Origin of the sequence: Nostoc sp. (assembly GCF_036917755.1) — a bacterium.
Taxonomy (GTDB): Bacteria; Cyanobacteriota; Cyanobacteriia; order Cyanobacteriales; family Nostocaceae; genus Nostoc.
This window is the reverse complement of sequence record NZ_JBALFC010000062.1, coordinates 1-19,036: the sequence shown is the minus strand read 5'-3', so window position 1 is coordinate 19,036 and position 19,036 is coordinate 1. Positions and strand designations below refer to the sequence as shown.

18 protein-coding genes are annotated in these 19,036 nt (G+C 43.1%); 7 read left to right on the top strand and 11 right to left on the bottom strand.

What is annotated here, in order from left to right:
• Position 1: 1 nt before the first annotated feature.
• The gene (locus V7L05_RS15305; protein ID WP_335165171.1) at positions 2–334 is read right to left on the bottom strand and encodes a hypothetical protein; all 333 of its coding nucleotides are present in this window, start codon (positions 332–334) and stop codon (positions 2–4) included.
• 140 nt (positions 335–474) lie between these two features.
• Here V7L05_RS15305 and V7L05_RS15300 point away from each other — a divergent pair, with 140 nt between their 5' ends.
• The gene (locus V7L05_RS15300) at positions 475–1,089 is read left to right on the top strand and encodes a Uma2 family endonuclease (RefSeq protein ID WP_335165170.1); all 615 of its coding nucleotides are present in this window, start codon (positions 475–477) and stop codon (positions 1,087–1,089) included.
• A gap of 227 nt (positions 1,090–1,316) precedes the next feature.
• On the opposite strand, the gene V7L05_RS15295 is transcribed toward V7L05_RS15300, so the two are convergent.
• Complete coding sequence (locus V7L05_RS15295) at positions 1,317–3,428, bottom strand: M3 family metallopeptidase (protein WP_335165166.1); 2,112 nt, start codon at positions 3,426–3,428, stop codon at positions 1,317–1,319.
• Positions 3,429–3,555: 127 nt separating this feature from the next.
• Positions 3,556–3,696 carry a hypothetical protein gene (locus V7L05_RS15290; RefSeq protein WP_335165165.1) on the bottom strand — a complete coding sequence of 47 codons (141 nt, stop codon included), beginning with the start codon at positions 3,694–3,696 and terminating at the stop codon, positions 3,556–3,558.
• A 257-nt stretch (positions 3,697–3,953) separates the two neighbouring features.
• On the opposite strand from V7L05_RS15290, the gene V7L05_RS15285 reads away from it, so the two are divergent.
• The 3 genes from V7L05_RS15285 (at position 3,954) to V7L05_RS15275 (ending at position 6,438) form a co-directional block, all read left to right on the top strand.
• The gene (locus V7L05_RS15285; RefSeq protein ID WP_335165163.1) at positions 3,954–4,649 is read left to right on the top strand and encodes a Uma2 family endonuclease; all 696 of its coding nucleotides are present in this window, start codon (positions 3,954–3,956) and stop codon (positions 4,647–4,649) included.
• A gap of 251 nt (positions 4,650–4,900) precedes the next feature.
• A complete protein-coding gene (locus V7L05_RS15280) occupies positions 4,901–5,935 on the top strand; it encodes a hypothetical protein (protein ID WP_335165161.1) in 1,035 nt (344 codons plus the stop codon).
• A 359-nt stretch (positions 5,936–6,294) separates the two neighbouring features.
• Positions 6,295–6,438 (top strand): hypothetical protein, encoded by a 144-nt coding sequence (locus V7L05_RS15275; RefSeq protein ID WP_335165160.1) that lies wholly within the window; start codon positions 6,295–6,297, stop codon positions 6,436–6,438.
• 119 nt (positions 6,439–6,557) lie between these two features.
• Here V7L05_RS15275 and V7L05_RS15270 read toward each other — a convergent pair whose 3' ends face one another.
• The 7 genes from V7L05_RS15270 to ffh all read right to left on the bottom strand — a co-directional run bounded on the left by V7L05_RS15270 (position 6,558) and on the right by ffh (position 13,838).
• A complete protein-coding gene (locus V7L05_RS15270) occupies positions 6,558–8,378 on the bottom strand; it encodes an ABC transporter ATP-binding protein (RefSeq protein WP_335165159.1) in 1,821 nt (606 codons plus the stop codon).
• An 87-nt stretch (positions 8,379–8,465) separates the two neighbouring features.
• A complete protein-coding gene (locus V7L05_RS15265) occupies positions 8,466–9,257 on the bottom strand; it encodes a DUF6816 family protein (protein ID WP_442937863.1) in 792 nt (263 codons plus the stop codon).
• 542 nt (positions 9,258–9,799) lie between these two features.
• Entirely contained in the window at positions 9,800–10,204 is a 405-nt protein-coding gene (locus V7L05_RS15260) for a ChuX/HutX family heme-like substrate-binding protein (RefSeq protein WP_335165157.1), read from the bottom strand.
• 84 nt (positions 10,205–10,288) lie between these two features.
• The gene (locus tag V7L05_RS15255; RefSeq protein ID WP_335165195.1) at positions 10,289–11,242 is read right to left on the bottom strand and encodes a PhoH family protein; all 954 of its coding nucleotides are present in this window, start codon (positions 11,240–11,242) and stop codon (positions 10,289–10,291) included.
• A gap of 257 nt (positions 11,243–11,499) precedes the next feature.
• Positions 11,500–11,934: a KH domain-containing protein gene (locus V7L05_RS15250; protein WP_335165155.1), complete on the bottom strand. Its 435-nt coding sequence runs from the start codon at positions 11,932–11,934 to the stop codon at positions 11,500–11,502.
• Positions 11,897–12,157: a 30S ribosomal protein S16 gene (gene rpsP, locus V7L05_RS15245; protein WP_012409382.1), complete on the bottom strand. Its 261-nt coding sequence runs from the start codon at positions 12,155–12,157 to the stop codon at positions 11,897–11,899. The genes V7L05_RS15250 and rpsP overlap by 38 nt, the downstream gene beginning before the upstream one ends.
• A 214-nt stretch (positions 12,158–12,371) precedes the next feature.
• The gene (gene ffh / locus V7L05_RS15240) at positions 12,372–13,838 is read right to left on the bottom strand and encodes a signal recognition particle protein (protein ID WP_335165154.1); all 1,467 of its coding nucleotides are present in this window, start codon (positions 13,836–13,838) and stop codon (positions 12,372–12,374) included.
• Between the two features lie 246 nt (positions 13,839–14,084).
• Here ffh and V7L05_RS15235 point away from each other — a divergent pair, with 246 nt between their 5' ends.
• The 3 genes from V7L05_RS15235 (at position 14,085) to V7L05_RS15225 (ending at position 18,526) form a co-directional block, all read left to right on the top strand.
• The gene (locus V7L05_RS15235) at positions 14,085–14,738 is read left to right on the top strand and encodes a DsbA family protein (protein ID WP_335165152.1); all 654 of its coding nucleotides are present in this window, start codon (positions 14,085–14,087) and stop codon (positions 14,736–14,738) included.
• A 420-nt stretch (positions 14,739–15,158) separates the two neighbouring features.
• Positions 15,159–16,187: a cation diffusion facilitator family transporter gene (locus V7L05_RS15230; RefSeq protein ID WP_335165150.1), complete on the top strand. Its 1,029-nt coding sequence runs from the start codon at positions 15,159–15,161 to the stop codon at positions 16,185–16,187.
• 389 nt (positions 16,188–16,576) lie between these two features.
• Complete coding sequence (locus V7L05_RS15225) at positions 16,577–18,526, top strand: alkaline phosphatase (RefSeq protein ID WP_335165148.1); 1,950 nt, start codon at positions 16,577–16,579, stop codon at positions 18,524–18,526.
• A 150-nt stretch (positions 18,527–18,676) separates the two neighbouring features.
• Here V7L05_RS15225 and V7L05_RS15220 read toward each other — a convergent pair.
• A partial coding sequence (locus V7L05_RS15220; RefSeq protein ID WP_335165146.1) for a hypothetical protein occupies positions 18,677–19,036 on the bottom strand: 360 nt, incomplete at its 5' end.

The following is a 19,036-nucleotide window of genomic DNA, read 5'->3' as shown; positions in this document are numbered from 1 at the left end:
GTTACTCTCTAACTCTTCTGTTATGTTTATTATGCTCCCTTTGCCTTTCATCAATTGCTGGACTGTATTTTAAGGGAGGCTCTAAACACTCTAAATGTTCTTTTTGTTCATTTTCATAAATTATGATGTGACGATCATTGGTCATTTTATGGATAGCGTAATACTCAAGATACTCAGCATCATCTTTTATCCCAAAAATAAAATTTATCTTCCAACCAGCTTGAAAAATTGAACCTTTCTGACGCTTTTGTATATTCTCTTCTGGTAAGGTAATTTTCCATTTATAAAAATATCTATTAAATTCATTCGTAATTGCATTTATGTTTCTACTCATTAGCCAAAGTCTTAGTCTAACTCCTTTAAATCCAAATATTTGGATATAAATACTATACTATGACAGTCAAAATAGATTGAATTATTCCAACGTAAATTCTGAATATTTTGATAAAATAAAACAGATGTGGAGGTAAGATTATGACCCAAGCCTTGCCTAAATTACTCACCTTCGATGAGTTTAGCGAATGGTATCCCAACGATGGTAAACGCTATGAATTGCACAAAGGAGTAATTGTTGAAATGCCACCTCCAACCGGAATGCATGAAAAAGTTGTAGGATTTATAGCCCGTAAGCTAACTGTCGAGTTCGATCGCCTGAACCTTCCCTACACTATACCTAAAACCGCATTAGTCAAAACTCCTTCTGCCGAATCCGCTTATTCGCCTGATGTGTTGCTGCTAAATCTTGATAATCTCGACAATGAACCGCTTTTTCAAAAACAGTCAACAGTAAGCCAGGCAGCATCGGTTCCAATAGTTATTGAAGTTGTTTCAACTAACTGGCGAGATGATTACTATAATAAATTTAGGGATTATGAAGAAATGGGCATTCCTGAATATTGGATTGCTGATTATGCTGCGTTGGGTGCAAGAAAGTTCATCGGCAATCCCAAACAATCCACTATTTTTGTATGCGAATTAGTTGATGGTGAATATCAAATGATACCGTTTCAAGCTAACACCGCGATTTCATCACCTACCTTTCCCAAATTAAATTTAACCGCACAACAAATTTTTGATGCGGCTAACTAAACCACATCCTGCTATAATTCATTATTAATCTGTACTAAAATCTCTTCTAACCGCCCATTAAAAGCTTTATTTAATCGGGAGCATCCCTATTTGGCAAAAATAAAATAATCCAGATTATTCAAAGCCTCTCTCCTCGTAGGAGAGAGGTTTGGAGAGAAGTCTATTTACCTGAAAATCGCTGTAAGTTAACACGCATGTGCATTGCAACCTCCCTACAGAGGTATTGTTTAGTTTACAGCAGCACTGACTAAACCATTGTGCCTGAGCAAAGCGATCGTACTTGGTTCACGACCCCGGAAAGTTTTAAACACCTCCATTGGATGCTGACCGCCACCAAGTGCCAGCACCGTATCCCGATAACGCCGACCTGTAGCTTTTATCGCTTCTTCATCTTCTAGCCCAGCTTCTTCAAAAGCAGCAAAAGCATCAGCGCTCAGTACCTCAGCCCACTTGTAACTGTAGTAGCCTGCTGCATAACCACCTTCAAAAATATGTCCAAAAGCACACAAAATAGAATCTTCTGGAAGTGGTGGTAAAACGGTAGTAGTCTTAGCGATGCGATGACGCACCTCTGAGGGAGTTTCATTACTACCAGGGCGATAACGATAATGTAGTTCTAAATCAAGACTGCTCAGGTGAATCTGCCGCAACGTAGCAGTACCACTCATATAATTACGCGCCGCTAGCAGCTTTTGATAATAATGCTCCGGTAGGGCTTCCCCAGTTTCGTAATGTTTCGCCATTCCAAACAAAGTGGGTCGCTCATAGCACCAGTTTTCCATAAACTGACTAGGTAGTTCCACTGCATCCCACTCGACGTTATTGATGCCTGCGGCTCCCGAATAGTCAACCTTGGTTAGCATATGGTGCAATCCATGACCAAACTCGTGGAACAAAGTCTCTACTTCCGAGAAAGTCATCAAACTAGGTTTACCATCTACGGGAGGACTTTGATTACACACCAAATAAGCTACAGGTAAGCGGATGGCAGTGACACCATTTTCAGTGATTTTACCGCGATTGATGCACACATCCATCCAAGCACCACCGCGTTTCTCGGCTGGACGGCTGTAGGGGTCTAAGTAGAAGTAGGCTATGGGAGAACCAGTTTCGTCAGCAATTTGGAAATAACGGACATCTTCATGCCATACTGGCGCTTGACCATCGGCAGAGGTGACAGTGACGCTAAACAGCCGCTTGACTAGTCCAAATAAGCCGTCTAACACTTGGGGAAGGGAGAAGTAGGGACGCAATTGTTCAGAGGTAAAGGCAAATTTTGCTTCTCGTTGGCGTTCCGCCCAAAAGCTGATATCCCAGTGTTTTAAATCCGTAGCTTCTGCTGCTCCCTGTGCTGCTGCAAAAGCTTTGAGTTGTGCCAAGTCTTTGACAGCAGCATCATAACTAGCGCGGCGTAGTTCTTCTAACAGGGCGTTAACGGCCTCAACGTTGGGAGCCATTTTACTCGCTAGGCTCAATTGGGCAAAACTTTTAAAGCCTAGTATCTCTGCGAGTTCTTGGCGCAACTTCAAAATGCGCTCAATTAAGGGGTTGTTATCCAAATCGCCAGCAGAAGCGCGGGTGATATGAGCTTTGTAGAGCTTTTCGCGCAAATCTCGACGGGTGCTGTGCTGCATGAAAGGGCCATAGCTGGGGAAGTCCAAAGTAATCCGCCAAGGGCCATTTTCAGGTGTGGCGTTGCTTTCGCCAGCAGCACGAGCTACTTGGGCTGCTAAACTCACTAAGCTTGGTGGTAAACCGTCAATTTCCGCTTGTGTTGTCAGGGTTAAGCTGAAGGCTTTAATGGCATCAAGTACATGGTTAGAGAATTTGGTAGAAAGTTCTGCTAACTCCATTTGTATGGCGTTGAAACGCTCTCTTGCTTCTCCTTCTAAGCCAACACCCGAAAGTTGTGCATCTCGAATCGCGGCTTCGACAATGCGCTGCTGGGCTAATTCTAAAGTTGCCCAATTATCACTGGCACGGAGTGCTTTAAAAGCATTGTAGATGGGTTGACTTTGACCGAGCTTGTTGATAAATTGTACAACTAGTGGCTGTACGATTTCATGAGCTTCGCGCAGTTCTGGGCTATTTTTAACACCCATTAAATGATTCACCACCCCCCAACTCCAAGTAAGCCGTTCTGTCAGCTTTTCTAAGGGTTCTACTAAACCACTCCAAGTAGGCTCTACACTAGCCTCTAAGATGGCAAGCTGCTGGTCGAGTTCTGCCAGCAACTGATTGAAGGCTGGTACTACTCGTCCTGGTTTAATCTCTGCAAAGGGAGGTAAACCAATGCCTTGAAGTAGGGGATTGTCGGAAATAATGGTACTTGCACTCATGTTTTTGTGTGAACTGCGGATGAATAAAAACCAACAATGATTTTTGTTTATATATCTTCTAATGTAGCGATCGCAGTGCTAAATATTCTTGCCATTGTAGAAAAAAGGCAAAAAAAGCGAGAATTCCTCACAAAAGTATCCTGATACAGCTATTTTGTTGGGTTTGTGAACGATACACTTCTAAAAAGATTAGGGCATTGGGCATGGGGCATGGGGCATGGGGCATTGGGCATGGGGCATTGGGCATGGGGCATTGGGCATGGGGCATTGGGCATTGGGCATTAGTTATTCTTCCCCCTGCTCTCCTGCCCCCTTCGTTTACTCAGCAGTTCCAGAAATATCAGCGAAAGTCTCTGAGATAATATAATCATGCACCCATCCTTTCAACCAGGTGGCTAATTATGACCGAAACAGACTCATGATACAGAGCAACTAAATTTATTTATGGTTACTGAGCTTGTCGAAGTATGGGGATTGTTAATTTTGAATTTTGAATTTTGAATTTTGAATTCGGAGCAAAGCGACGTGACTAGCCTCTTACCCAGTTCTCAATCAACAGAAGTTTTTTACCCAAGCTCGGATGGTGAACCTTTGGCAGAAAGTTATGTTCATTTATGTGCTCTACTGGCAACTTTAGAAGTATTGAGGCAATATTTGCTGGGTCAGCAAGCAACGGTTTTGAGTAACCAGTTTCTCTATTATGCTCAGGGTTTTCCGAGGTTACGGGTAGCCCCAGATGTAATGGTAATTTTTAATGTCGCTCCTGGAGGTCGGGATAATTACAAGATATGGGAAGAGGGACAAGTGCCTGTGGTAATCTTTGAAATGACCTCGGAGGGTACTAGAAACCAGGACACGGGCTTCAAGAAGACGCTGTATGAGCAGTTAGGGGTACTGGAATACTGGTTATTTGACCCCAAGGGAGAGTGGATTAAGGAGCAATTGCAAGGCTATCGGCTGCGAGGCGAGGTGTATGAGCCAATTAGAGATAGCCGATGTGAACCTTTGCAGCTGCGCTTGCAAATAGAGGGGCAACTGATTGGTTTTTATCGAGAAGACACTGGGGAAAAGTTACTGATTCCAGAGGAGTTGGCAGAGGCGCTGAAACAGGAAAGATTGGCGAGGGAACAAGCCCAAGAGCAAGTAAGACAAGCAGAATCGCAGGTGGAAAGGTTGAAGGAACAGTTACGATCGCTTGGCGTTGACCCTGATACTATCTAGCTATAGAGAATGCGATCGCCTATGACGGGTGCTTTGCACCATCACAGAATCCATTCGCCGAACTGAACCTGACAAAAGGCGATCGCTAAAAGACATCATAATGTATTATATCAAATTAACTGAGCGCAATCGAGCCTCCTTGCCGAACCGAGAAGCAAGGCTCTAGATTTATGATTTTATTTGGCAACTCATCTTTTTACTCGTAAAATCGAAGACAAGATCAAGGTAAGTAGAAAAGAGTCCCTAAATTAATGAATACGTTAATCAATCAGGGTGGAAGAGCTATCACTAAATTTCAGATGGTAGACCGAATAAACGATATCGCTTGGCAAGCTCACCAAGGTAGCGTTGCTGCGATTATTCAGCTATTGAATGAAAAGCTAGCCAAGTCTGGTGTCAGAACTAGAGCCATTTTTTCTAATGGTGTCTTACAACTTCTGTGCGAAGCGGCTAGGGTAGAGCAACTTGAGCAATCTCCCGTCGTCGAACAAATCCAGCAAATTCTTGAATCCATCACCCCGCGTCACATTCGCAAAGTCAATATCAACAGTCGAATTGTTCGGGAACAACAATTACTTTGGTTAAAAGAAATAGATAGCGATCGCGAAAACCAATTGCTTTGGTCACACGAAATTACATTAATTCAGCCTAATATTCTAAAGCAACTAATTAAAGATTTCACAGAAGCTCAAGCTGAACTAGGAAAACCAAATTTTCCTAAAACTCAAGTCTCTCGTCCTTTAGTACTCATTAACAAAGAAAAACACAAAAATAAACCTCAAACAACGATATTAGCAGCAGCTGGTTTATGCTCACTGTTGTTGCTTGCTTGGGTTGTTTATGCCCAGTTAGGCAATAAACTAAAAAACCTAATGCAACTAGAAACTTCCAAATCTCTAACTACAGAAAATACTAGCAATAAGAAAGCCGAAACACCATCCCGTGCTGCTAACAATAGCCTTTCTGAGCCATCTGATGACCCATTTCCAATATCTGTGCGAATTGCTAACCAAGCTTCTGTATCTGGCAAAACAGCCACAACCTCAACTCAGTGGTTAGAGATTGCTGCTAAATGGCAACGAGCTTCAGATTTAATGGGCACGGTGCCACAAAACTACAGCCGTTATCAGGAAGCTAAGATTCGGACTCAACTATATAAGAAATACAGTGAGGCGGCGCAGAAAGAAGCCGATAAGATTGACACTCCCCGCGATAAATCGACGGGGATTCTTGGCTCAATGAGATCACTTAACTTAGAGTCCTTGCGTCATCTAAGCCAGAGGTGAGACTCTCCACGCCAGGTGCTTCAAGTCGGCGCAGCCGCCCAACGCACTGGCTCCCAAGCGTTAACTTTCCGAGGCAAGAGCGGTAGTTGCATTGAGTCCAGCAGTGCGTTGGGCGGCTATGCCACTCTTGTTGCAACTGCCGTGCAAGTCCTGTTTAGTTTGAAACAAATAGTCTCAAAATTCTGAGTCGTCACGCTCGGTATAAATCTTTTACCTACTGCCAGGAGGAAACTAGAACAATGCAGTAGAACCGCATAGATTTAATTGTCAAGGAACAGAAAAGCCGTTAGGCAACAAGGTTTAAAGGCCAAGTTGATTACCTTTCCTGCTAGAATTAGCGTAGCATATACAGGCTACAAATGAATAGACCAAAAGTATACAATCTGAGATTTTCAGATGAAGAGTGGGCAAAGCTTAAAGCTTATGCAGAATCTAAGCAGATCACTCCGGCTGAAATTCTGCGTGATTATATTAAGCGATTGCCAAATACAAAGCCGTCGTAGAACGACGGGGCTTTAAACCCAATTTTTCGGTAAAAAAATCGACCTTTGGCAGTAAGGTCGATTGAATCAAGCGGATTGATTCGTGGGGTCAATCCAAAATCCAAAATCCAAAATTTTTATTAACTCAGGAGTTCTCCTGTTTCTTGCAGGGAGTGCAAGCGGCGGTAAATACCCTCGTGACGCAAGAGTTCATTGTGGCTACCCACTTCTACAATCTTTCCTTGCTCCAGAACCACAATTTTATCGGCTTCTCGCACTGTACTTAAACGGTGGGCAATGACGATGGTGGTGCAAGTTCCCTGAATCGATCGCATCGCTAGCTGAATTGAACGCTCAGACTCATAATCTAAACTAGAGGTGGCTTCGTCAAAAATTAGTACGTCTGGTTCCACTAGCAACGCCCTAGCAATTCCCAAGCGTTGTCTTTGTCCTCCAGATAACCTGACACCTCGTTCCCCCACAACGGTGTAATAACCTTGGGGTAACTGCTGCACTACTTCATCGACTCTGGCAATTTTACAAGCTTGGTGAACCTGCTCCAAAGTAGCATTCGTTCTACCGTAGGTGAGGTTATCCAAGATAGTACCGTTGAAAACGTCTACTTCTTGGTGAACGATCGCTAGCCTTCGTCTATACTTACCCACATCCAAAGTGCGAATATCTTGACCATCAATCAGAATTTGACCTTCTTGAGGTTCAAAATATCGCAACAGCAATTTCACTAAAGTAGACTTACCAGAACCGGAACGCCCCACTAATGCCACTGTTTGGTATGGCTCAATCAACAAGTTAATATCTTGCAAAACTTGACGGTTGGCATCATATCCAAAACTGAGGTGGGACAACTCAACTTTTCCAGTAAATTTATAGGGTAATTCTGTCTGATTGCTCTCTTCTAAAAGACTAGCTGAATCAGATGCAGTTGGCTCTTGGAGAAATTCGTGAAACCGCAGCATCGAAGAATAACGACGGGCAAAAACTTCTGCCAAAGTGCTAATAGGTTCTAATTCGGCATAAGCCATGCTAGAAAGAGTCAAGGTCATGATAAAGTGACCAAGAGAAATTTTCCCATGTACTGTTGCTGCTAGAGTCAAACCCAGGATAGTAAACACGCAAAACTGAATTACAGTCCTTTGCCAAGTAGCCAGTTTCACATAACTTTTGTGGATACGATACTCAACCAGCGTTAGTTCACGATCCAAACGTAGCTTTTGCCGTTTCAGTTCCTTAGCTTCTGTAGCAAATGCTTTCACCGTTTTGATGTTGGTGATCAGTTCCGAATTGCGGCTTTCCGTATCTTCTGCATATTTATCCAGAAGAGTTTCGTGCCAAATTATCTGCTGTAAATTCCTCAAGCTCAAGCTAAGGATAACTACAAAGGAAATCAGATATAAAATCGCAATTCGCCACTCAATTACTAAGATAAACACGAAAATTCCCAGTACACGAGCTAATCTAGGAATCAATTGTCCGGCAACTTCGGGATATGTATAGGTGTGGTTAGTTAGACCTCTAGCTATTCTTCCAGCAATGCGTCCGGGGTTATTTTGATCATAAAATTCCAGTGGGAGAGTGAGAATTTTTTCTATGGCTGTTTGGGCTTTCTGGCGACGCAACCTTAAGGATATATCCCAATGAAACCAATGGGTTAACCAAGGTTGTGTTGGCGCTCTCACTACGGTGACAACGAAAATTAAACCCAGTAATACACCCAAAGATAGAGTTTTAGTAACTGGGTAATTGGTGATGTCGGAAACAGTTGCAATCGCACTTTGAAGTGGTTTATCCAACGGTTGACCAGACAAAACGTTTAAAATCTGCCCGATCGCATAAGGGACAACCAAATCAATAATTTCGTAAATGCTGGATGTTGTAATGCTGAAAAGACTCAGCTTCCATTCAGAGTGAAAGTAATTGACAATATCTTGAAATTTAGCCATGATGCACACCGTCCAAGAGCGCGATCGTAAACTTGGAATTTATATACTACAAACGTATTACACTCTAGTCAATAGCTAGATGACAAATCACTCTTTAGGAGTAGTTGGTAGTTCTTGAGCGGAAAATTTGAGGCGATAGCGATAGAGGGCAACTGGTCGAGAACCAGCTTTAAAGTAATCTGGATCTTGGGGTGAAAGATAGACAGCAGTAATTTGATCTGCCTCAATCGCCGGATTAGCTGTTGGAAGTTTATGATAAGCGGTGGTAGATTCTACAGAGTTTAAATAGGGGCGTGAACCGCCTTTGAATAGTTGTTGAAACACTTCTGTAGTGATGAACTTGCCATCAGGCGTAGTTTCTATCGCCCGTGCAGTCACAATAGAAACTAGTTGACGACTGCTACGCAAGAACGTAATCTGACGATTAGGTGAATCTGGATCTACTTTCACTAATAACACTGCTTCATCCCCTAAATAAGCCCTTGCCAAATTCAAGCTATTAAACGCTCTATCTGCTACTAGAATGGGGGATTTGTAATCTATCTGAGGAAATATTTTGAACCCAGTAGTATGTGGTTGCTGTTTCACAAATCTTACTACAAAACTCACAGGCTGATTTAATTGTCGGCGATTACCTTCAAACCCTGGAGTTACAATATCTGGTGCTAAAGGTGCAGCTAAATCTACCAAAGTACTTGTAACTTGCCAATAACCAGCCATCCATTCAGGGTAAACCAAATCACCCGAAGCCGCTTGTACTGAAGTTAATTTTTCCCATTGGGGAAAATTTGCTAACCGTTCAGATAACTCTCCTCCAAGAGCTTCGCCAGTCCACAGCAGAAACGAAATAACTAAGCAAAAAATCCAAGTTTTTCTCATTGCAAGCATTACTAACTTTGTGCTTAATTTTTATTATTTATTAACTAAAAAATCATCAACAGGATAATAATTTAATTAAAGTATTGCTCATGATTATATTAGGCAATGAAACATTGACATTTAATGTCTAGTATACTGCGTTAAATAATTTTTCTTAAAATTTATAATTATAGCCTATAGCAATTCTATCTGAGTTGTGAAAATTACTGTTTTAACCAACCGCAGAGGCGCAGAGAGCGCAGAGAGAGGAATCAATAGAAATTTTCACAAATGATTTAGGACTGCTATATATTTTAACTATGGCAATCATTCTTGTTGCCTTTCACTCACTCACTCACTCATTTATGTATGTATGAGTATTTTTTTGTATTTTTATTTGATTATAATTTTTTAATTTGGAAATTAAGGTAGCTTGAGATTGCTAACATAATTAAAACTTTGAGATAATAAAATCTATATTTTTTAGTTTAACGGCTTTGCCTTAGCTAAATTAAATAACTGGTAATTGAAGATTACGTTTTCCCAATTACCAATTATCAATATTAAATCTCTGCTGGTAAAGGTTGCCAAACTTCCCCATATTGCTCTCGTAAAGCTTGCCAAGCTTCCACCTGTCCTGGTTCATATTCTCCGGGTTTACTCCATTGCAAAAATAAGCTTAAAGCAGGCTCTTGTTTATCATCTAAAAACCGAATAGCATAGGTTGTAAAATTACCTCTCTTCGCTTCACCAGTTTCAAATTTTACCTGAATAATTTTGTCCATATTCAAGTGAAACTCAAAGCCTTCGGTGTGCATATTCGCATACTTACCTTTAGGCAATTCTGCATAAAATAACTTTTCTACTTTACCTCGTGCTTCTAATACAGCAGCACTGCTAGTAACAATTAGACGCAAAGTTCCTAAATTTTCACAAGCGGCTAAAAATTCTTTTAATGTTGTGGTCATTTGTCATTTGTCCTTTGTCATTTGTTAAACGATGAGTCCTAACTAATCCCCCATGCCCAATGCCCAATGCCCAATGCCCAATACCTATTTTTCATATTGCTCATAAGCAGCGACAATGCGCTGAACTAGAGGATGGCGCACGACATCTTTTTGGGAAAATTCGCAAAAGGCAATGCCTTCAACGTGTTTTAGAATTTGTAAAGCTACTCCTAAACCCGATTGTTGGTGAAGTGGTAAATCAGTTTGTGTCATGTCGCCTGTAATCACCATCCGCGAACGGAAACCCAGACGAGTCAAAACCATTTTCATCTGAGCGGGTGTAGTATTTTGAGCTTCATCCACAATTACAAAGGCGTTATTGAGGGTGCGTCCCCGCATATAGGCGAGTGGTGCGACTTCAATCACACCGCGTTCCATTAAACTGGGTACTTTTTCTGGGTCGATGAATTCATAAATAGCATCATAAAGTGGGCGAAGATAGGGATTAACTTTCTGCTGTAAGTCTCCAGGTAAAAAACCGAGTTTTTCACCAGCTTCCACGGCAGGACGAGTTAAAATTAGCTTTTCAAACTGGTTAGCAAGGAGTGCTTGCACGGCGACAACCACAGCCAGATAAGTCTTACCGGTACCAGCAGGCCCAACACCAAAGGTAAGATCACGTCTACGGAGTGCGTCGATATATTGACGCTGGCGGAAGGTTTTGGCGCGGACTTCTTCACCTCGGCGACTTTTGGCGAGGACATCTCGCTGTAAATCTTGCAGTTCCCCTTGCCGATCGCTATCTATGGCTTGACGGGCTGTTAAAATATCGGCACTGGAAATAGTATTGCCTTTAATCCAGAGGTCTTCAAGCGATCGCACTAATCGAGAAGCCAGATCAATTTGCCCTTCGGTACCAGAAATCAGTAATTCCTGTCCGCGTAGCACTAAAATAGCTCCTGTTTGTCGAGATAGGATTTTGAGATTTTCTTCTCCATCCCCGGCAAGAGCGATCGCGCTGGGAACATTCGGCAGCTGAATTGTTAAAGCACCTGCCATATTATTTCTTAATTCGTGAGGATCTGTATTTGACAAAGGTTGATATTTTCTCGCTAACGGCGAAATTAAGCTTTTATTACTTACATTTTGGAAAAATCTTTGCAACAAATTAATTGGCTGTAGGGGCGTACAGGTGTACGCCCCTACTGGTGAAGAGTCCAAAAAAAGATCCAAAAATCTTTTTGCTACTTTCCATCCTGATAAAAATTCTGAGCGGAGGTAACGACAACCGCTCAGACTTGCTCTCTAGTTTTAATCTAGCGGAGGCGGGGTTTAACAATGGGTTTAGGCCCATCATTTCCACGAGGTTCTCTCCTAGTCGGCGGTGGCGATCGCTCTTCTGTGTCTTCATCAAAAGACATACCCTCGCGGCCCGGCGTGGTGCTGCCGTAGATATCCAGGTATACTGATTGCCCAGCAGTAGCAGCTGCTGCGGCAATTACTGTACGAATCGCCTGAATATTGCGTCCTCCTCGACCAAACACTTTCCCTTTATCTGTGCTTTCAAAGGCGATGCGAACCCAAACCCGGTTGAGGGCTTGAGAAATTTCACAATCGACGCTTAAAGTCTCTGGAGATTCCAAAAACGGCTGCACTAAAAACCTAACCAGCCCAACATAATTGGGACTAGCTGTTGGGAGTTTTGTTCCAAAATTATGATGCGGCTGTTGCACTGACCTGTTCAAAAACATTAGCTTTTACTAGAATGCGACGAACGGTGTCAGTGGGTTGAGCGCCTTGTTGTAGTCGCTTGACGATACCAGGAACGTCTAGTCGCACTTCATCAGTTCTGGGGTTATAAAATCCTAACTCTTCTAGGGGACGGCCATCACGGCGAGCGAGGTTGTTAATGGCGACAATGCGGTAACTTGCTTCCCGTTTTTTACCGAATCGCTTCAAGCGCAGTTTGATCATGGTTGAAGAATCATTCTCCTGTTGTTAGATATTAAGCAACTAGTTAGCGAGGAAGTAACCGAAATCTGGCTGTTGCCGAGAAATTGCGGGTTCAGTTTCCTCTGCTCATAAATTCTGAGGTCGAAATGCTAATTTTAGCACTGCCTAGCATTTGCTGCTATTAGTCATTGGTCATTGGTCATTGGTCATTGGTCATTGGTCTACTGACTAGCGACTAAAGATTGCCGAAGCCTTTTTTCTTTTTCTCCTTCTTTTTCTTTTTGGTGGCTGGGGCACCACCACCATAACCTCGCCATCCGGGGGCTGCGGGGCGATCGCCTGCACCGGCGAAGGCATTACCCATGCCGCCACCACCACCGAACATTCCCGGCATTCCAGGGAAGCCACCTTGACCCATTTGCTGCATGAGCGATCGCATTTTTTGGAAATCACCCACCAGTTTTGTGACATCTGACTCTCTATAACCGGAGCCAGAAGCAATCCGCCGCCGACGACTGGGAGAACTGGCTAATAAATCGGGGTCGTGGCGTTCTTGGCGAGTCATGGAGTTAATCATCGCCTCACACCGCTTGAGTTGGGTTTCTCCCTGCTTGAGTTGATCGTCTGAGAGCTTGTTCATCCCTGGAATCATCTTGATCAAGCCTCCCAGAGATCCCATATTCTTCAGCATCCGCAACTGCTTGAGAAAGTCAGTAAAGTCAAACTTCGCTGACAAAATTTTCTCCTGCATTTTCTCCGCATCTGCTAAGTCAAACTCTTCCTGGGCTTTTTCTACCAGGGTGAGAACATCACCCATTCCCAGAATCCGCGATGCCATGCGATCGGGATAAAATGGTTGCAGTGCCTCGACTTTCTCACCCACGCCCACAAACTTAATCGGCGCTCCCGAAATCTTTCGCACCGAAAGCGCTGCACCGCCACGGCTATCACCATCCAACTTGGTGAGAATCGCCCCAGTAATTCCGATCTTGTCATGGAAGGTGCGGGTAAGATTGGCTGCCTCTTGACCAGTCATCGCGTCCACCACCAACAGAGTTTCATGGGGTTGGACTGTTGCTTTGATCCGGGCTAATTCCGCCATCATTTCTTCGTCAATTTGCAGGCGTCCAGCAGTATCAATAATTACTGTGTTTACACCTTCTGCCCTAGCGCGTTCTACACCTTGCCGAGCAATTTCTACGGGATCGGCATCGCTTCCTAGTTCAAATACTGGTACGTCAATTTGCTTACCCAACGTCACCAACTGGTCGATCGCGGCTGGGCGATATACGTCTGTCGCCACCAATAAACAGCTACGATCTAATTTTCGCAGATGTAAGGCTAACTTAGCGGTAGCTGTGGTTTTACCAGTACCTTGCAACCCAGCCATTAGCACAATAGTAGGCTTTTCCTGGGCTTCTACTATGGGAACATTTTCTTCTCCCATCACCTGCACCAGTTCATCGTGAACAATTTTGATAAACTGTTGGTCAGGTCGCACGCCGGTAATCACCTCGGCTCCCTGTGCTTTGGCTTCGACTTCGCTAATAAAATCTTTGACTACCTGGAGGTTGACATCTGCTTCCAACAGGGCGCGGCGCACTTCGCGCAAAGCATCTTGAATGTTGGATTGAGAAATTTTGTCCTGTCCCCGCAGTTTTTTCCAGGCGGATTCTAAACGGTCAGATAATGCATCAAACATAATGTAATTACAGGTAGTTCGCCAATGGGGAATTTTAAATCGCCGATGAATGCGATTTGGAATTTCCGCTAAAGTTTAAACGTGCTATCTACCAGCTTAGTAGTTTTCAGCCCGACTGTAGCAACCAGATACTGAGCATGGGGCATGCGGCATGGGGACTCCGATGCTTGAATACTCGCTAATGCAACCCGATCGCGGCGATCGCTAATTTGTAATATTATCAGTTAGGTGTCTATGCGAGCCAAGATGTCACAGCGAATCAAAGTTTACTCTTACTCGATATACCACTCGTCAAATTCATATATAGGTATTGCCCTTGCCGAAAAAGCATTGCAGGGATTACCTGTTGATATTGAACGACGACCAATCTACATACCGAAGGAGCGAGGTATAAAGGTAGTTGACCTGCAAGGACGAACTGAAAACGCCCTATTATCTTCGTATCACAAAGAAGATTGTCTGCGGTGGGCGAAAAAGTACGGCATTGAAATTCGGCTCAAGGAGTATGAAGAATTTGGTAGGTGGATCAAGCGCTGGGAGAAAATGAAGTTTGGTCGGGAAGAACTGACCGCCAGAGCGTATTACGCTGCTTGTGGAACTGGGAAGGAGCATCTGCTTGATGCTGCTTTCTTTCGAGCGTCGTATATTGACCTGCTTGATGTCAACGATGAGTCTGTGATTAGGAAAGTTGCAAATGATGTTGGGCTGAATGGCGATCGCATTCTGGAATTAGTATACGGCGAAGCAGCTAAACAAGCAGCAGTGGCAGCCTTGGCAGAATACGAGCAATTTGGTTGTCCTGGAGTGCCAACCTGGATAGTGGAAGGCGAAAGGTTTTGGGGAAAGGATCGTGTCGATTGGGTAACAGAAAAGGTCAAACAATTAGTAATTCGTAATTAGTAGCTAATTCTCTTTGGAAAAACTCTGCCTCCGGCTTCCCTCTCCGAACTCATGGAGAGGGATTGAGGGTGAGGTTTGATTTTATGTTTAATTACGCCTACCTACTTAAATTATCATTTTTAACGTAACCATTACCATCCCTTAAATTAACCAAGATAATTTTTATATATTCTTAGTTTTAGTAAATTAGTGCATTTAAAATTATTAGGAATTACGCAAAATATCTCTGAAACTCTGATTTCTCCGTGTACTCTGCGCCTCTGCGGTTCGTTATTCCGTAACTCGTGCGTAAGTCCTAATTATGTATCTCTAGAATAAAAAATTAGGGAGTAATTTCCAGAAATATATAGTGCCTATCTGAGAATAATCTTTGAGAACGTAGCATTCTAAATTTAAAACAGACCCATCACAAATCTTGAGGTGGCGATTAGTCAGGACAATACTTTAAATTTCAAGGTTTTTTGGGTAATGCTTTTACTTCAAGGGGATAAATGTAAGTGCGAAAATACTTCGATAAAAGTACTTAAAAGTCGGCAAAAAGCCAAGATATTGTGGATAACATTAGGTTTACTCGCTTGTTTTTTTGTTGCTGAGTGGAGTGTGGGTTTGTGGAGTCAAAGTTTATCTCTACAAGCAGATGCAGGACATATATTATCTGATATTACAGCCTTGCTAATATCACTATTTGCAAGCTTCTTAGCACAGCAACCAGCTAAGAGTCAGGCAACATTCGGACATCAGCGTATCGAAGTTTTCGCAGCTTTGTTGAATGGATTAGGTTTGGTGGCGATCGCAACTTTTATCTCATGGGAAGCTATTGGGCGCTGGCAACATCCAGCAACTATTTTGGGCTTACCAATGTTAGGAATTGCGGTGTTAGGTTTAATCGTCAATATACTCAACATTACTTTGCTTCATCCCCACACTCACGACGACTTAAACTTACGGGGGGCTTTGCTTCATGTCATCGCCGATACTGCTAGTTCTGTTGGCGTAATTATCGCTGCTTTAGCAGTTCATCTTTGGGATTGGTGGTGGGCAGATGTCGCGATTAGTTTAGTAGTTGCAACTTTTACTGGTTTAAGTGCTTTACCCCTAGTCCAAGAAAGCCTGAAGATTTTTTTGGAGTATGCACCACAATCAATTGATCCGATCGAGGTGGAAATATTTCTCAAGTCTTTTGCTGGTGTTGTCCAAGTAGAAAAACTTCATATCTGGGCAATTAGCTCAAATAAGGTAATGCTTTGCGCCAATTTGACTGTTGAATGTACAACTATCCAAGAACGCGATCGCTTACTTACTCAGTTGCAAGATCACCTCCAAACAAACTTTAATATTGCTGAAATAACTTTGCAGCTAACTAGCTATAGAAAACCTTCATCAATGCCAATTCATCCTTTGTTTAACCAAGATATAGTTTTAATTTTGTCTGCGAATAAAACAAATTAAAACCAAATAATAGCTAAATCAAAAACTAAAGGATTTTTCATAAAACCAACATTTAAATATGATGCTTATTGGCATTATTACGATTGTTAATCGGTTATTTACTAAGAGGTTTACTCAATCATGAATTTAATTCCCAAATCCCAAATGATTTCATTACTAAAACAGTACAAACGCACATTAGTTTGGTTCATATCCGGTCTGTTTCTGGCAGTCCTGTTATTCTTCGGAACATCGAATCAACAACCAGCAACTGCCTCTAACCAGAGTCATACAATACCCTCTACTCAGCTAGATGTAACTCCTACGTACTCAGACTTCAGTGCTACTCATCTAGAACCCAATTTTTATCAGTATTAACGGCTAACAAATTAACTTTAAGGCGCACTGAAATGATTTCATTTTTGCGAAAGTACAAGCGATCGCTAACCTTGACTATGGTTGGCTTTCTCTGTAGCATTCTGCTGATATTTGCTAATTCTGTTTTTCAGCCCACTATGGCCGCTGGTAATGGAATTAATGTAATTATCATGATTGGCGATGGTATGGGTTGGAATCTGGCACGAGCCGCAGCCGTTGCCAAAGGTGCCCCTTTTTACACTAGTGGGAAAGGTTCAGGTCTGAGCTTCCAAAAGCTAACTGGATATGGATTAGTGACCACCTATGGCACAACGATTCAGGGAAATACACCAGAGAAGCCAAAAGATCAGCCCCACTTAACAACTAACTCTGCTCTGGATGGGTCTGATCCATTCACAGGTGCAAGTCCGGTTCGTCCCAACTTCTCATTCCAGCCTACTCCTTTTAATCCAGGCGATCGACTTGATGGCAACAGTTTGGCAGATGGGAATTTGACAGGTTACGACCCTACCAAGGGCGGCCCTGTTCCCTGGATTCCTCTGACTCCTGCTAATCCTGGTACTTACGACAAAGAGTACATCAAACACAGTTATCCCGACTCTGCTAACACCGCCACGACTCTTTATACGGGCGTAAAGAGCTTTAACAACGCGATGGGTGTAGACATTTACGAGAAAAAGTTGAAAACCATCCTGGAAATTGCCAAAGAAAAAGGTAAGTCTACAGGACTAGTTACTTCCGTACCCATTAGCCACGCAACGCCTGGTGCTGCCGCTTCTTTTGTAAATCGTCGTAGCAAATACGACAGTAAATACGACCCCACCAAAACTAACCAAGACAGTATTCTGCAACAGACGTTGCTAAACTTTCAGCCTAATGTTTTGTTGGGTGGCGGTCATCCTAAAGACTTTGACAATAGAAGTAGTACAACTACAGCAGAGGGTGTCTTTAACTACACTTATATTACAGAAGACACTTACAAACATCTCAGTGATAACCCTAAGTCCAATCGTTATGGCTATACCTTTTTGGAACGTGGCCCGAATGCAACTCAGACATTGCTAAAGACGGCTGCTAACATCGACCCAAATAAGGGAGGCAAATTATTTGGTCTATACGGTGCCCGTGGACAAGAAGGCAACCTTCCTACTAGCTCTTCTAAGGGAGACTACAGTCTGACAGGTCTGAACAACGCCTCGCTCTATAGCTCCGTCGTTAAGATTGTAAGTCCCTGTCCATCAGGTAAGATCATTCCTGGCACAGTTGGGGATTGTGTTCCTGTGGTTGATGCAGCAGGGAACCCAGTCTCTGGCCCCACACCTGATACTGTCCGTCCTCTGGCTCCCGGTGAAACCGATGCTAGTTTTATCGCCAGAGAGATTAACGAAAATCCGACTTTGGCTGATTTGAGCAAAGCAGCTCTAAAGGTTCTAGGTAAAGACAAAGACGGTTTCTGGCTGATGATTGAGGGAGGTGATGTAGACTGGTCTGCTCATGACAACAACATGGATAACCTAATCGGTACCATGAATGATTTTGATAAAGCTGTCCAGGAGGTGATTAGTTGGGTAAACAAGCATGGTGGTTGGAGTAAAAACCTGCTGCTTGTTACTGCTGATCATGACCACTACCTGACTCTGAATAATGACTTTGTTTCCAAGCTAACTCCCAATCCTGATCCTAATAAAGCTAGAGGCTTGAAGTATAACGCTAAGGACATCACCTTCAACAAGCACAACCCTAAAGACGCTGGTCACTTCTGGGGAGCTGATCCAAATTACAAGTACCTCTGGGGTAGCCATAGCCGACGGATTGTACCTGTTTACTACCAGGGTGCTTATTCATCAACTCTGACTCGATCCTTTGGACAAAAGCTCCAGTTCACAGATAGCTCTGGTACTTACAGTGCGCCCGGTGTTCGAGGAGTGGTTGATCAGAGTCATCTCTTCCAGGCTATGAAAACTGCGATCGTTAGTCCGTGAACTTAATACACCGCTTCACTGAACACTGACCGAATTTTAGATTTTAGACTTCGGCGTGAGCGCTCAGTCGAACGCTTTTGGATTTTGGATTAAAAGATTCAAAATCCAAATTCCTCACAGTAAGCGGATTGACCCTACGGATCAATAAATCTAAAATCCCAAATTGTCTGACTGGAAAACTTTGTGTTGCAGAGACGTAGGAACAGATGTCTCTGTTTCATCAAACTTAGGACTTACGCACGAGTTACGGAATAACGAACCGCAGAGGCGCAGAGTACACGGAGAGAAGTCGGAGCGGCGGCTTCCGCCGTTGGCACCTGAACTTCTCCCAAGGGGAGACGCTGCGCGAACGGTGAAAATCAGAGTTTGAGAGATATTTTGCGTAAGTCCTAAAACTATTCCGGTATTTTTGTATCTATTAGACCTCTTGCAAAAGTCCCAGATGCGTGGGACAAATAAGTTAGAGTTGGGTAGCATTAATGACCTACGAACAAGTAAAGATCCTAAAGC